Annotated in this window: 12 protein-coding genes; 10 read left to right on the forward strand and 2 right to left on the reverse strand. The window is 67.5% G+C overall.

Features of this window, described 5'->3' with window-relative positions; genetic code table 11:
* Positions 1–11 precede the first annotated feature (11 nt).
* Entirely contained in the window at positions 12–1,034 is a 1,023-nt protein-coding gene (locus AAN986_RS06205; protein WP_047217064.1) for a tripartite tricarboxylate transporter substrate binding protein, read from the reverse strand.
* 180 nt (positions 1,035–1,214) lie between these two features.
* Here AAN986_RS06205 and AAN986_RS06210 point away from each other — a divergent pair, with 180 nt between their 5' ends.
* From AAN986_RS06210 to lolD, 3 genes are all read left to right on the forward strand, one after another.
* On the forward strand, positions 1,215–1,685 hold the full coding sequence (locus AAN986_RS06210) for a MarR family transcriptional regulator (RefSeq protein WP_016445728.1): 471 nt from the start codon (positions 1,215–1,217) through the stop codon (positions 1,683–1,685).
* A gap of 61 nt (positions 1,686–1,746) precedes the next feature.
* The gene (locus tag AAN986_RS06215; RefSeq protein WP_034347641.1) at positions 1,747–3,000 is read left to right on the forward strand and encodes a lipoprotein-releasing ABC transporter permease subunit; all 1,254 of its coding nucleotides are present in this window, start codon (positions 1,747–1,749) and stop codon (positions 2,998–3,000) included.
* A complete protein-coding gene (gene lolD, locus AAN986_RS06220) occupies positions 2,993–3,709 on the forward strand; it encodes a lipoprotein-releasing ABC transporter ATP-binding protein LolD (protein ID WP_013800885.1) in 717 nt (238 codons plus the stop codon). Before AAN986_RS06215 ends, lolD begins: the two co-directional genes overlap by 8 nt.
* A 43-nt stretch (positions 3,710–3,752) precedes the next feature.
* Here the strand turns inward: lolD and AAN986_RS06225 are convergent, their stop codons facing one another.
* Positions 3,753–5,219, reverse strand: coding sequence for a methyl-accepting chemotaxis protein (locus AAN986_RS06225; protein ID WP_047217063.1), 1,467 nt, complete (start codon positions 5,217–5,219; stop codon positions 3,753–3,755).
* Between the two features lie 214 nt (positions 5,220–5,433).
* Between AAN986_RS06225 and AAN986_RS06230 the strand changes: the two genes are divergently transcribed.
* The 7 genes from AAN986_RS06230 (at position 5,434) to AAN986_RS06260 (ending at position 13,246) form a co-directional block, all read left to right on the forward strand.
* Complete coding sequence (locus tag AAN986_RS06230; RefSeq protein WP_043782790.1) at positions 5,434–6,255, forward strand: TatD family hydrolase; 822 nt, start codon at positions 5,434–5,436, stop codon at positions 6,253–6,255.
* A 70-nt stretch (positions 6,256–6,325) separates the two neighbouring features.
* Positions 6,326–6,871, forward strand: a complete 546-nt coding sequence (locus tag AAN986_RS06235; protein WP_046984438.1) for a DNA-deoxyinosine glycosylase — start codon at positions 6,326–6,328, stop codon at positions 6,869–6,871.
* A gap of 20 nt (positions 6,872–6,891) precedes the next feature.
* Positions 6,892–7,692 (forward strand): hypothetical protein, encoded by an 801-nt coding sequence (locus tag AAN986_RS06240; RefSeq protein WP_016445733.1) that lies wholly within the window; start codon positions 6,892–6,894, stop codon positions 7,690–7,692.
* Positions 7,693–7,761: 69 nt separating this feature from the next.
* Entirely contained in the window at positions 7,762–9,564 is a 1,803-nt protein-coding gene (locus AAN986_RS06245; protein WP_016445734.1) for a GspE/PulE family protein, read from the forward strand.
* 196 nt (positions 9,565–9,760) lie between these two features.
* Positions 9,761–10,249 carry a tripartite tricarboxylate transporter TctB family protein gene (locus tag AAN986_RS06250; protein WP_016445735.1) on the forward strand — a complete coding sequence of 163 codons (489 nt, stop codon included), beginning with the start codon at positions 9,761–9,763 and terminating at the stop codon, positions 10,247–10,249.
* A 15-nt stretch (positions 10,250–10,264) separates the two neighbouring features.
* Positions 10,265–11,776, forward strand: coding sequence for a tripartite tricarboxylate transporter permease (locus tag AAN986_RS06255; RefSeq protein ID WP_016445736.1), 1,512 nt, complete (start codon positions 10,265–10,267; stop codon positions 11,774–11,776).
* 153 nt (positions 11,777–11,929) lie between these two features.
* Positions 11,930–13,246 carry a DUF3422 domain-containing protein gene (locus AAN986_RS06260; RefSeq protein ID WP_016445737.1) on the forward strand — a complete coding sequence of 439 codons (1,317 nt, stop codon included), beginning with the start codon at positions 11,930–11,932 and terminating at the stop codon, positions 13,244–13,246.
* Positions 13,247–13,364: the final 118 nt, after the last annotated feature.

Genomic DNA, 13,364 nt, shown 5'->3' on the forward strand with positions numbered 1-13,364 from the left:
AGCGGCGGCGCTCATTCCATCTTCATTCCGGTGGACTGGATCACGGTCCGGTAGCGGTCGGCCAGCGCCTGTATGCGTTCGGCGGCGGCCGGGCCGGTCAGGCCTTCATAGAACAGGTCGTTGGCGCGCATGCGCTCGCGCAGCGCCGCATCCTTCATGGCCTTTTCCAGCGCGGACTGGATCCTGGAGACCAGCGGCTCGGGCGTGGCGGCCGGCACCCACAGGGCGAACAGTACTTCCTGCTCCAGGTCCTTGTGGCCCAGCTCGCCCACGGTGGGCACGCCGGGCACCAGCGGGTTGCGCTGGCGCGTGGTCACGGCCAGCGGCACGACCTTGCCGGCCGCCACCTGGCCCAGCATGGCCGAGGAGCTGATGATGCCGCCGTCCACCTCGCCCGCCAGCACGGCCGTGCTGGCCGGGGCGTTGCCCTTGTAGGGCACGTGGCTGACCTTGGCGCCCGTGGCATGGGTGAGGATGGCCGAGGCCAGATGGCCCGGCGTGCCGTAGCCGGCCGAGCCCAGCGTCAGGCCGCTTCTCTTGCCCTGGGCGATGAACTGGTCCAGGGTCCTGAGGCCTGTGCGTGGGTTGACGGCCACCATCATTCCCTGCGAGGCGATCATCATCACGGGACGCAGGTCCGTGCCCTTGAACGGCATGCTCTTGTAGATGAAGGGATTGACGGTGAAGGTCGTGTCGATGCCGACCAGCAGCGTGTAGCCGTCGCCGGGCGCCTTGGCCGCGTTGTCGGTGCCGATGTTGCCGCCCGCGCCGGGCCGGTTGTCCACGACGAAGGGCTGTTTGAGTTCACGCTGCAGTACCTCGCCCAGGCTGCGCGCCAGGATGTCGGCGGCGCCGGCGGGCGCGAAGGCGACGACGATGCGCACGGGTTTGGCGGGCCAGGCGGCAGCATCGGCGGCCGCATCGGCCCGGGCGCCAGCGCCGGAGCCCAGGCCCAGCAGAAGGGCCAGGCCGGCCCGCAGCAGCGGGCCGCGCAAGGCATGGGTGGCATGGGTGGCTTGGAACAGGGAAAACATGGTCGGCGAACTTTCTGCGCTGCGGGGGCGCCGGGCTTTGCGAGAATCCCCAGGCCGGCTCCGGACGGTGGCTCCCGTTGTCTCCTTTCCGGACGGGGCCACTGTAGAAGTCCCTGCAGCAATTGATCTAATCAACTGTTCCCCGTGAATACCCGTCCAGCCCCCACGTCCATCCAGCAGATGCTGCTGTTTCGCATCAACCGCTACTTTGGTGCGGCCGGCGGCGTGGCCATGCGCATGTGCGAGGCGCATTTCGGCATCACGCGCCGCGAGTGGGGCGTGATGGCCACGGTGGCTGCCAACGAGGGCCTGCTGTCGTCGGAGCTGGCCGAACGCGCGCAGCTGGACCGCGCACGCACCTCGCGCGCCCTCAGCGGGCTGGAGGAAAAGGGCTGGGTGCAGCGCAGCCCCCTGCCCGGCGACCGCCGCCGCGTGGCCGTGTCGCTGACGGCCGAGGGGCGGCGCATGTACGGCCTGATCCTGCCGCGCATGGCCCAGATCCACCTGGACCTGGTGTCCGTGCTCAGCGACGAGGAACTTGAACAATTCGACACCTTGCTGGCCAGGCTGCAGCGCCATGCGCTGACGCTGGAGGCAGAGGGCCGCTACGACGCCCTGCCGCGCGTGGACCGCGGACGGCACCGGCGCTGACACGCCGACGGCAAAGCCTGCCGCCATGCAGGGCCTGCGGGCGATGACACAATGCATGCCCATGCAATTTCCCTACGAACTGGCCGTCGGCTGGCGCTACACCCGGGCCGGGCGCGCCACGCGCCGCAACGGCTTCATCTCGTTCATCTCCGGCGTCTCCATGCTGGGCATCGCCCTCGGTGTCGCGGCGCTGATCATCGTGCTCAGCGTGATGAACGGCTTCCAGAAGGAAGTGCGCGACCGCATGCTCAGCGTGGTCTCGCACATCGAGATCTTCGCGCCCCAGGGTGCGGCGCTGCCCGATCTGGAGCGCACCATGCGCGAGGCGCGCGCCAACCCCGACGTGCTGGGCGCCGCACCCTTCGTCGCGGCCCAGGCGCTGCTGGCGCGTGGCGAGGACATGAAGGGCACCCTGGTGCGCGGCATCGATCCGGCGCGCGAGGGCGAGGTCACCGACGTGGCCGCCACCAATGCCGAGGTGCTCCAGCGCCTGGTGCCTGGCGAGTTCAACGTGGTGTTGGGCGTGGAGCTGGCGCGCTCGCTGGGCGTGCGCCAGGGCGACATGGTCACGCTGATCGCCCCGGGCGGCCAGGTCACGCCGGCCGGCGTGGTGCCGCGCCTCAAGCAGATGCATGTGGCAGGCACCTTCGACTCCGGCCACTACGAATACGACTCGGCCCTGGTGATGATGCATTACGAGGACGCGCAGCGCCTGTTCCGCCTGGAAGGGCCGACCGGCATCCGCCTGAAGCTCAAGGACCTGCACGAGGCGCCGCGCGTGGCCATGGAGCTGGCCCACACCATCACCGACCGCCTGCTGATCCGCGACTGGACCCAGCAGAACCGCACCTGGTTCGCGGCCGTGCAGCTGGAAAAACGCATGATGTTCATCATCCTCACGCTCATCGTGGCCGTGGCTGCGTTCAACCTCGTGTCCACGCTGGTGATGACGGTGACCGACAAGCGCGCCGACATCGCCATCCTGCGCACGCTGGGCGCCTCGCCGTCCAGCATCATGGGAATCTTCATGGTGCAGGGCGCCATGGTGGGCGTCATCGGCACCTTCGCGGGCCTGCTGCTGGGCCTGGGCATTGCCTTCAACATCGATGTCATCGTGCCGGCCATCGAGCGCCTGCTGCATGCCAACTTCCTGCCCAAGGACATCTACCTGATCAGCAAGATGCCCAGCGATCCGCAGTACAGCGACATCATGCCCATTGCCGTGATCTCCCTGGTCCTGGCCTTTGTCGCCACCATCTATCCCAGCTGGCGCGCCAGCCGCGTGAACCCCGCCGAGGCGCTGCGCTATGAATGAAGTGAATGTGATGCCCGGTTTCGAAGTGTCCCAGCAGGGCGCCGTGGTCCTCGATGCGCGCGGCCTGACCAAGCGCTTCGCCGAAGGACGGCTCAACGTGCAGGTGCTGGCAGGTGTCGACCTGCAGGTGCGTGCGGGCGAGACGCTGGCCATTGTCGGCGCCTCGGGCTCGGGCAAGAGCACGCTGCTGCACCTGCTGGGCGGGCTGGATGCCCCCACCAGCGGCAGCGTCACCCTCAAGGGCGAGCCCCTGCATGAACTCAGCGCCCAGAAGCAGGGTGCGCTGCGCAACAGGCACCTGGGATTCATCTACCAGTTCCACCATCTGCTGCCCGAATTCAGCGCCCAGGACAACGTGGCCATGCCGCTGCGCATACGCCGCGACGACAGGGCCGAGTGCATGGAGCGCGCCGCACGCATGCTGGCGGCCGTGGGCCTGGGCGAACGCATGCTGCACCGGCCGGCCGAGCTGTCGGGGGGCGAGCGCCAGCGCGTGGCCATTGCCCGCGCCCTGGTCACGCAGCCTGCCTGCGTGCTGGCCGACGAGCCCACCGGCAACCTGGACCGCAGCACGGCCGACACCGTGTTCCGCCTGATGCTGGAGCTGGCGCGCAGCCATGGCACGGCCTTTGTGATGGTCACGCACGACGAGCAGCTCGCGGCGCGCTGCGACCGCATGGTGCGCCTGGTGCAGGGACAGCTGGCCTGACCCTGTACTGGGTCCTGCGTGCGCCGTCCTGCGCGCTCCGGCGTCAGGCCATGCGCAGCAGCTTGCCGCCCATGTGCGGCGTGCGCACAGGCACCACGGTGGGCGCTGGCGCCGCCTTGATCTGCGGGGCCTCGGGAACCATGGCCGCCGGCAGCGACTTGCGCACGGGTTGCGCGCGGGGCGTGTCGCCGATGTTTACGCTCTGGGCCGTCAGGTCGGCCGTGACCTCGCGCAGCCGCGCAGACTGCGCCATGGAGGCCTGCACCACGTCGCCCATGATGGCCGTGACCTGGTGGGAGGAATCCACGATTTCCTGCATGGTCCCGCCGGCCTGTCGCACCTGCTCGGCGCCCAGAGCCACCTGCTCCACCGAGGTGTGGATGAGCTGCTTGATCTCCTTGGCGGCGGCGGCACTGTTCTGCGCCAGTGCCCGCACCTCGCCGGCCACCACGGCAAAGCCCCGGCCCTGCTCGCCGGCGCGGGCCGCCTCCACGGCGGCGTTCAGCGCCAGGATATTGGTCTGGAAGGCGATGCCGTCCATCACGCCGATGATGTCGTTGATCTTGCGCGAGCTGGCGCTGATGGACTCCATGGTGCCCATGACCTCGTGCACCGTGCGCCCGCCCTGCTCAGCCACCCGGCAGGCCTGGCGGGCCAGTTCATTGGCCTGGCCTGCGTGCTCGGCGCTTTCGCTCAGGCCCTGCATGGCCTCGCCCAGGGTCTGCGCGGCCGTGAAGCGGCGCGTGATATCGCGGGCGTACTTGACTACCTTGAAGGGCCGGCCGTCGGCATCGAGGATGGGGTTGTAGCTGGCCTCGATCCAGACCTGGCGGCCGTGCTTGCCGATGCGCAGGTACTGGCCTGCATCGTGCTGGCCGCTGCCCAGCTTGCGCCAGAACTGCGCGTATTCGGCGCTTTGGCGCTCATGGGGCTGGACGAACATGCTGTGGTGCCGCCCGACGACCTCGTCCAGCGTGTAGCCCATGGCCTGCAGGAACAGGCGGTTGGCATGGAGGATGTTGCCGTCCAGGTCGAACTCGATGATGGCCTGCACCTTGGAGATGGCCGCCAGCTGGCCTTCGGCATCGGCGTTGCGGCGCTGCTGCTCGGTGATGTCGGTGGCGTACTTCACCACCTTGAAGGGCCTGCCATGGCGATCGAAGATGGGGTTGTAGCTGGCCTGCAGCCAGACATCGCGCCCGTCCTTGGCAATGCGGCGGTAGCGTCCCGCGTCGTGGATGCCATTGCCCAGGCGCTGCCAGAACGCGGCGTACTCGGGCGACTCGCTCATCTGGTGGTCCACGAACATGCGGTGGTGCTGGCCGATGACCTCGCCTTCCTCATAGCCCATGGTGTCCAGGAAGTTCTGGTTGGCGGCCAGCACATGGCCTTGCAGATCGAACTCGATCACGGCCTGGGACTTGTGGATGGCTGCCAACTGCCCATCCAGTTCCGCCTGGCGGCGTGCGCCACCCAGGTCCAGGATCCGACTCCATGCTGAGCGCTTCATGGGAAATTCCTCTCTCCAAAGAATGCCTGCCGGTGTTGCGAGAGCTCGACGCGGGGATGTAAATGTTTCTTTATGTATTTATATGGACCGCCAAGTGTTTCGGGTATTGATTTTGTCAAACGGAGCCAGCTCGCAATAAGCTCGGGGTTTGCCCTTGGTTTTCGCCTTGCCTGCCTCTGGCGGGCCGGGTGCAGGCCGGTGGCATGATGCGGCCATGCCCGCCTGGATAGACACCCATTGCCACCTTGACGCCCCTGAATTCGATGCCGACCGCGATGCCGTGCGCGCGCAGGCGGCCGAGGCAGGCGTTGCACATCTGGTGATTCCGGCCGTGGCGCGCGAGCACTGGGACGCGGTGGTGGCGCTGGCGCGGCGCCATGGCGACAGCTATGCGCTGGGCATCCATCCGCTGTACACGCCCAATGCCCGCGAGCAGGACATTGCCGCATTGCGCGAGACGCTGGCGCGGCTGCGCGGCGATGCGCAACTGGTGGCCGTGGGCGAGATCGGCCTGGACTTCTTCGTGCCCGGGCTGGATGCGGACCGGCAGATCTGGTTCTACGAGCAGCAGATCGCGCTGGCGCGCGAGTTCGACCTGCCCGTCATCCTGCATGTGCGCAAATCCAGCGACCGGCTGCTCAAGACCCTGCGCGCGCGGCCTGTGGCGGGCGGCATTGCCCATGCCTTCAACGGCAGCGTGCAGCAGGCCCAGGCCTTCATCGACCTGGGCTTCAAGCTGGGCTTTGGCGGGGCAGTGACCTATGACCGGGCGCTCAAGCTGCGCGAGCTGGCAGCCGCCCTGCCGCTGGATGCGCTGGTACTGGAAACCGATGCCCCCGACATTCCGCCGCACTGGCTCTACACCACGGCCGGGCAGCGTGCCCGGGGCCAGGCCCAGGGCCGCAACACGCCGGCCGAGCTGGCACGCATTGCGGATGTGATTGCGCAACTGCGCGGCATTACGCCCCAGGCCCTGGCCGAGGCCACGGGCCGCAACGCGCGTGCCGCGCTGCGCGGCCTGCCCGCCATGGCCTGAGCCTGGGCCGCGCATGCCCATGAGCGGTCTTGCCGCCCGCTGCGAGCAGCCCGGCGAGTGCTGGGCGACAATGCCGGCCATGTCCTTGACCGTTCCCGACCTGCCGCCCCCCGGCACCCCGCGCTGGCAGGGCCTGGCGCCGGTGGCCGATGCGCGGACCCGGGCCCTGGTGCTGGGCAGCTTTCCCGGCCTGCGCTCGCTGCAGCAGCAGCAGTACTACGCCCATCCGCAAAACCAGTTCTGGCCCCTGCTCCAGGCCTTGTGGCCCGAGTATCCGCAGCCCGGCCGAGATGACTATGCGGGCCGCTGCGAATGGCTGCTGGCCCGGGGCCTGGGGCTGTGGGATGTGTACGCCAGCTGCGAGCGCGAAGGCAGCCTGGACAGCGCCATCCGCGCTGCCCAGGTGAACGACTTCGCTGGGCTGCGCACGCACTGCCCGCAGTTGACGCTGGCCTTGCACAACGGTGGCGAGAGCTACAAGCACGCCGGCCGCACGCAGGCCCTGGGCCTGGCTGCCGTGAAGCTGCCATCGACCAGCCCGGCCAACGCGAGCTGGCGTTTCGAACGCAAGGTCCAGGCCTGGCGCGAGGCGCTGGCTCTCCATCAACTGCTCTGAATCTTTCCATTTTTCCCGACGTGATACGCAAGACCCGTGGCGCCGCCAAGGCCGCCCCTTCCTCTCCCGCCAACGCCGCAGACGCCGAGCTGCCCGAAGTCAGCGTCTCCGACGATGGCGATGTGCGCCACCTGCACCTGGGCACGCCCTGGATACAGGGCTCCATGCGCATACGCGAGCCCTTCGAGATCGAGCTGGAGTACGTGCAGCGCATGATGGGCTGGCTGCTGTTCATGGAACCCGCCAGCGTGGCCGGCCGCCATGCCATGCAGCTGGGCTTGGGCGCCGCAGCCATCACCAAGTTCTGCCACAAGAAGCTGCGCATGCGCACCACGGCCATCGAGCTGAACCCGCAGGTGCTGGCCGTGTGCCGCAGCTGGTTCAAGCTGCCGCCCGACAGCGACACGCTGCGCGTGGTGCTGGCCGATGCGGCCCAGGAAATCCGCAAGAGCCAGTGGCTGGGCACGGTCGATGCGCTGGCCGTGGATCTCTATGACCACGATGCGGCCGCGCCCGTGCTGGACAGCGCCGAGTTCTATGCCGATTGCCGCAATCTGCTGACCGAGGACGGCATCATGACCGTCAACCTGTTCGGCCGCACCTCCAGCTACGAGCGCAGCCTGGCACGCATGGCCGAAGCCTTTGGCGAAGAGGCCATGTGGGCCTTCCGCCCCACGCGCGAAGGCAACACCGTGGTGCTGGCCCAGCGCACGCCGCGCGCGCTCGACCCCGCAGCGCTGCAGGCCGCCAGCGCCCAGGTGCAGGCCCGCTGGGACCTGCCCACCACGCGCTGGCCCAAGATCTTCGTGCGGCCCTGGTAGAGCGGGCTGGCCGGGCAGGGAGGCCGGCAGGCTTACCATAGGGCGCAGTTCAGCTTCCGGCCCAACGCCATGTCCGACCCGACCTCCACCGCACAGCCCACAACCGCCGTCGCTCCGCGCAATCCTTCGGGGCCCCTGGACTGGCGCAGGCTGGTGCAGTGGCTGCAGGCCGACGGCGTGATCACGGCCGAAGAGGCCCAGCGCACCGTGGCGCGCTGCTCGCAGGCCGAGAGCACCCAGCACCCGCTGGTCCGGCTGGCCAACGTGGGCGTGGCCCGGGCCGGTGACGGGCGCGCGCTGGACATCGAGGAGCTGACCCAGTACCTGGCGAGCCGCAGCGGCCTGGCCTACCTGCGCATCGACCCGCTGCGCGTGGATGCGGGCCGCGTGGGCGAAATCATGAGCGCCAGCTATGCCGAGCGCCACAAGGTGCTGCCCGTGCAGGTGTCGCCGCAGGAAGTGGTGGTGGCCACGGCCGAGCCGTTCATCGACGACTGGGTGGCCGAGGTCGAGCGCCAGGCGCGCCGCAAGGTGCGCCGCGTGCTGGCCAGTCCGGTGGACCTCAAGCGCTACACGGGCGAGTTCTTCGCCTTGGCCAAGTCGGTGCGCGCTGCCGAGAAGGCCGGCGGTGCGGCCAGCGCGGCCAGCTTCGAGCAGCTGGTGGAGCTGGGCAACAGCAGCAAGCAGCTCGATGCCAACGACCAGGGCGTGGTGCGCGTGGTGGACTGGCTGTGGCAATACGCCTTCGACCAGCGCGCCAGCGACATCCACATGGAGCCCCGGCGCGACCAGGGCGTGATCCGCTTTCGCATCGACGGCGTGCTGCATCCGGTCTACCAGGTGCCCATGGGCGTTCTCAATGCCATGGTCTCGCGCGTGAAGCTGCTCGGGCGCATGGACGTGGTGGAAAAGCGCCGTCCCCAGGATGGGCGCATCAAGACCCGCAACCCGCGCGGCGACGAGGTGGAAATGCGCCTGTCCACGCTGCCCACGGCCTTTGGCGAAAAGCTGGTGATGCGGATCTTCGACCCCGACAACACGGTCAAGGACCTGGACGCCCTGGGCTTCACCAGCCATGACGCCCAGCGCTGGAACGAGCTGGTGCGCCGCCCGCACGGCATCATCCTCGTGACCGGTCCCACGGGCTCGGGCAAGACCACCACGCTGTACTCCACGCTCAAGCGCGTGGCCACGGAGGAGGTCAACGTCAGCACCGTGGAGGACCCGATCGAAATGATCGAGCCCAGCTTCAACCAGACCCAGGTGCAGACGCAACTGGACTTCGGCTTCACCGAGGGACTGCGTTCGCTGATGCGCCAGGACCCGGACATCATCATGGTGGGCGAAATCCGTGACCTGGCCACGGCCGAGATGGCCGTGCAGGCCGCGCTGACCGGCCACCTGGTGTTCTCCACGCTGCACACCAACGATGCGCCCAGCGCCGTGAGCCGGCTGATGGAGCTGGGCGTGCCGCCCTACCTGATCAACGCCACGCTGCTGGGCGTGCTGGCCCAGCGCCTGGTGCGCACGCTGTGCCCGCAATGCAAGCAGCGCGACGAGGAGACTTCGGCCGCCACGCTGGCCGAGGCCGTGCGGCCCTGGAAACTGTCAGGCAGCTACCAGCCCTACAAGCCCGTGGGTTGCGTGGATTGCCGCATGACGGGCTTTCGCGGGCGCATGGGCCTGTACGAGCTGCTGACCGTGAGCGAGGCGCTCAAGCAGCAGATCCACACCTCGCCGTCCATGGATGCGCTGCGCCGCCAGGCCGTGCAGGACGGCATGCGTCCGCTGCGCCTGGCCGGAGCCCTGCGCGTGGCCGAAGGCGTGACCACGCTGCAAGAGGTCATGGCCAGCACGCCCCTGCTGGGCTGACTGGCGGATAAAAACGTAAGTGCCTGCTCTTGCGCAGGCCGTTGCCAATGATGGATGGGGTGCCTGGCATGGGCACCCTTTTTTCCTCATGCGGGTAGGACATGAGGGTATGCCCTTTGTAGGTGGAATCCACATTCGGACACAGTTTTTCTGAACGCAAAATCGCCGGGTCGTGATTCCGTAAGGAGACATTCTCGTGAAAATCAAGAGTCAGAAAGACTTTTTTTCCGGCGTGATGTTTTTGGTTGTCGGCCTCGCTTTTGCGATCGGCGCAACCAACTACACCGTCGGCACCGGTGCCCGCATGGGCCCGGGCTACTTCCCGCTGATCCTGGGTGTGCTGATGTCCATTCTGGGCACGGCCATCTGCTTCTCCGGCCTGACCAAGGGACCCTCCGGCGGTGACAAGATCGGCAAGTGGGCGTGGAAGCAGGTGTTCTTCATCCTGGCCGCGAACTTTGCCTTCGGCATCCTGCTGGTCGGCGTTCCCAATCTGGGCATTCCCCAGTTCGGTCTGATCGTCGCCATCTACGCGCTGGTGTTCATCGCCAGCCTGGGCGGCCATAGCTTCAACTTCAAGGAAGTGGCAATTCTGGCCACCGTTCTTGCCGTAGGCAGCTATGTGGCCTTCGTGTGGGCACTGAATCTGCAGTTCCCCGTCTGGCCCAGCTTCATCACCGGCTAAGCAGGAGCATCGTCCGTGGAACTTTTTCAGAACCTGGCGACCGGCTTCGGCGTCGCCTTCACTTTCCAGAACCTGATCTACTGCTTCGTCGGCTGTCTGCTCGGTACGCTCATCGGCGTGCTCCCAGGCATCGGCCCCGTGGCAACGATCGCCATGCTGCTGCCAGCGACCTACGCCCTGCCTCCGGTGGCGGCGCTGATCATGCTGGCCGGTATCTACTACGGTGCGCAGTACGGTGGCTCGACCACCGCCATTTTGGTGAACCTGCCGGGTGAATCCTCGTCCGTGGTGACCGTGATCGACGGCTACCAGATGGCCAGAAAGGGGCGAGCGGGACCCGCTCTCGCTGCCGCAGGACTCGGCTCGTTCTTCGCAGGCTGCGTGGGCACCGTGATCCTGGCCGCCTTCGCGCCTCCGCTGACGGAAGTGGCCTTCAAGTTCGGCCCTGCCGAGTACTTCTCGCTGATGACCCTGGGCCTGATCGGCGCCGTGGTGCTGGCTTCGGGCTCGCTGCTCAAGGCCATTGCGATGATCGTGCTGGGCCTGCTGCTGGGCATGGTCGGTACCGACGTGAACTCCGGTGTGGCCCGGTACAGCTTCGACATTCCCGAACTGACCGACGGTATCGACTTCGTCGTGATCGCCATGGGCGTGTTCGGCTACGGCGAAATCATTGCCAACCTGTCCAAGCCCGAGGACGAGCGCGAAGTGTTCGCAGCCAAGGTGACGGGCCTGATGCCCACCGCCGAGGACTTCAAGCGCATGCTGCCTGCCATGCTGCGCGGCACGGCCCTGGGTTCTGCCCTGGGTATCCTGCCCGGTGGCGGTGCCATGCTGTCGGCCTTTGCTGCCTACACCATCGAGAAGAAGACCAAGCTCAAGCCGGGCGAAGTCCCCTTCGGCCAAGGCAACATCCGTGGCGTGTGCGCGCCCGAGTCGGCCAACAACGCAGGTTCGCAGACCTCCTTCATCCCGCTGCTGACGCTGGGCATTCCGCCCAACGCCGTGATGGCACTGATGGTGGGCGCGATGACCATCCACAACATCCAGCCGGGCCCGCAGGTGATGACCAGCAACCCCGAGCTGTTCTGGGGCCTGATCGCCTCGATGTGGATCGGCAACCTGATGCTGATCGTCCTGAACCTGCCGCTGATCGGCGTCTGGATCAAGCTGCTGACCGTGCCCTACCGCTGGCTGTTCCCGTCCATCGTGCTGTTCTGCGCGATCGGCGTGTACGGTACCAACAACAACACCTGGGACGTGTGGATGGTGGGTATCTTCGGCTTCGTGGGCTATGTGTTCCACAAGCTGGGCACCGAACCGGCTCCCTTGCTGCTGGGCTTCATCCTGGGCCCGATGATGGAAGAAAACCTGCGCCGTGCGCTGCTGCTGTCGCGTGGCGACTGGAGCGTGTTCGTGACCCGTCCGATCTCGGCCGGCCTGCTGCTCGCCGCCGTGGTGCTGCTGGTGGTGGTGCTGATGCCCGCAGTGAAGAACAAGCGCGAAGAAGCATTCGTCGAGGATTGATCGCCTCAGCGCTGCAACCATGTTGCTTGACGGCCCTTCGGGGCCGTTTTTTTTTGCGTCGACGAGAAATGCACGTGAAAGCTGTTGATCCCGGATGGCAGGAGGACGCAGCGCCCGTGCCTGCACAATAGCGCGCAGTCTTTCGAGGTCACGATGTCCCCACTTCTGTCATCCCAGCACCCGCTGCGCGTGCTGCTGCACAACGAGATCCATGCGCGTCCAGCCGAGGAAATGCAGGCGCCGCTGGCCATCACCCACGTGGTGATGCTCACCGACGCGGCCCAGCGCGAGGCCAGCCGCGCCCATGTGGCCACCCTGCTGCGCAACCACCACCTGCCCCCGCCCGATGCGGCGACCACGCATGTGCTCATCGATCTGGGCGCCTTTCACCTGCGCTGGGAGCTGCACACGGAATTCGTCTGCTGGACCTTCAGCAAGCCCATGTCGCAGGCCGGCATGGACGATGTGCGCGAGCCCGAGGCCGCCATCGACTACGTGCCGCGCGACTGGCTGGCTGCATTGCCTGGCCAGTGCCTGAGCGGCCTGCACCTGTGGGCCTTGCAGGAACAGGCGATCAACGAGCCGCACCTGGTGCGCCACCTGCTGCAGGAAGACACGCTGGTGGGCGCACGCGTGGCCGGCGATGCGGGCAAGGTCTACACGGACTTCGCCATCCATGCCGATGGCTTCTCGCGCATGCTGCTGCTGGCCGGCGAATCGCTGTCGCCGCGCCGCCTGGGGCGGCTGGTGCAGCGCCTGCTGGAGATCGAGACCTACCGCATGGCGGCCTTGCTGGGCCTGCCTGCCGCCCGCCAGGCCGCTGCCGTTCTGGCCACGGCCGAGCGGGACCTGGCGGCCCTGGCCCATTCCATCCGCCTGGCGGACCGCGATGCCGAGCCGGCGCTGCTGGACCGGCTCACGCGCCTGGCCGGGCAGGTGGAGAGCGAGTACGCCACCACGCACTCGCGCTTTTCCGCCAGTGCGGCCTATTTCGAGCTGGTGGACAAGCGCATTCAGGACATTCAGGAATCACGCATCGACGGCATACAGACCATCCGCGAGTTCATGGACCGGCGCCTGACGCCGGCGCGCAGCACCTGCGAATGGGCGGCGCGGCGGCAGAACGCGCTGTCCGAGCGCGTCTCGCGCGTCAGCAGCCTGCTGCGCACGCGCGTGGAGATCGAGCAGCAGCAAAGCAGCCAGCAACTGCTGGGCGCCATGAACCAGCGCCAGGACATGCAGCTCAAGCTGCAGTCCACGGTGGAAGGCCTGTCCGTGGCCGCCATCACCTACTACTTCACGGGCCTGATCAGCTATCTGGCCAAGGGCGCCAAGGCCCTGGGCTGGCCCTGGTCGCCGGAGAGCACGGCCGCCGTCGCCATTCCCGTGGTGGCGCTGGGTGTGTGGTGGTCCTTGCGCAGGCTGCACCACAGGCTGTTCCGTGGCCAGCACGGCGGCGGCGCGCATTGAAGGCAGCGCCAGGGGCTCGCCGGTGTGCCGGCGAGTTCACGTTTTCTCACGTTTGGCGTGAAAGCGTCGAAGCCTCGCGCACAATGTGCGCTGCCGTTCTGCAAGGATCGAGCAAGGT

This window comes from Delftia sp. DS1230 (assembly GCF_040112715.1).
Taxonomy (GTDB): domain Bacteria; phylum Pseudomonadota; class Gammaproteobacteria; order Burkholderiales; family Burkholderiaceae_C; genus Comamonas; species Comamonas tsuruhatensis.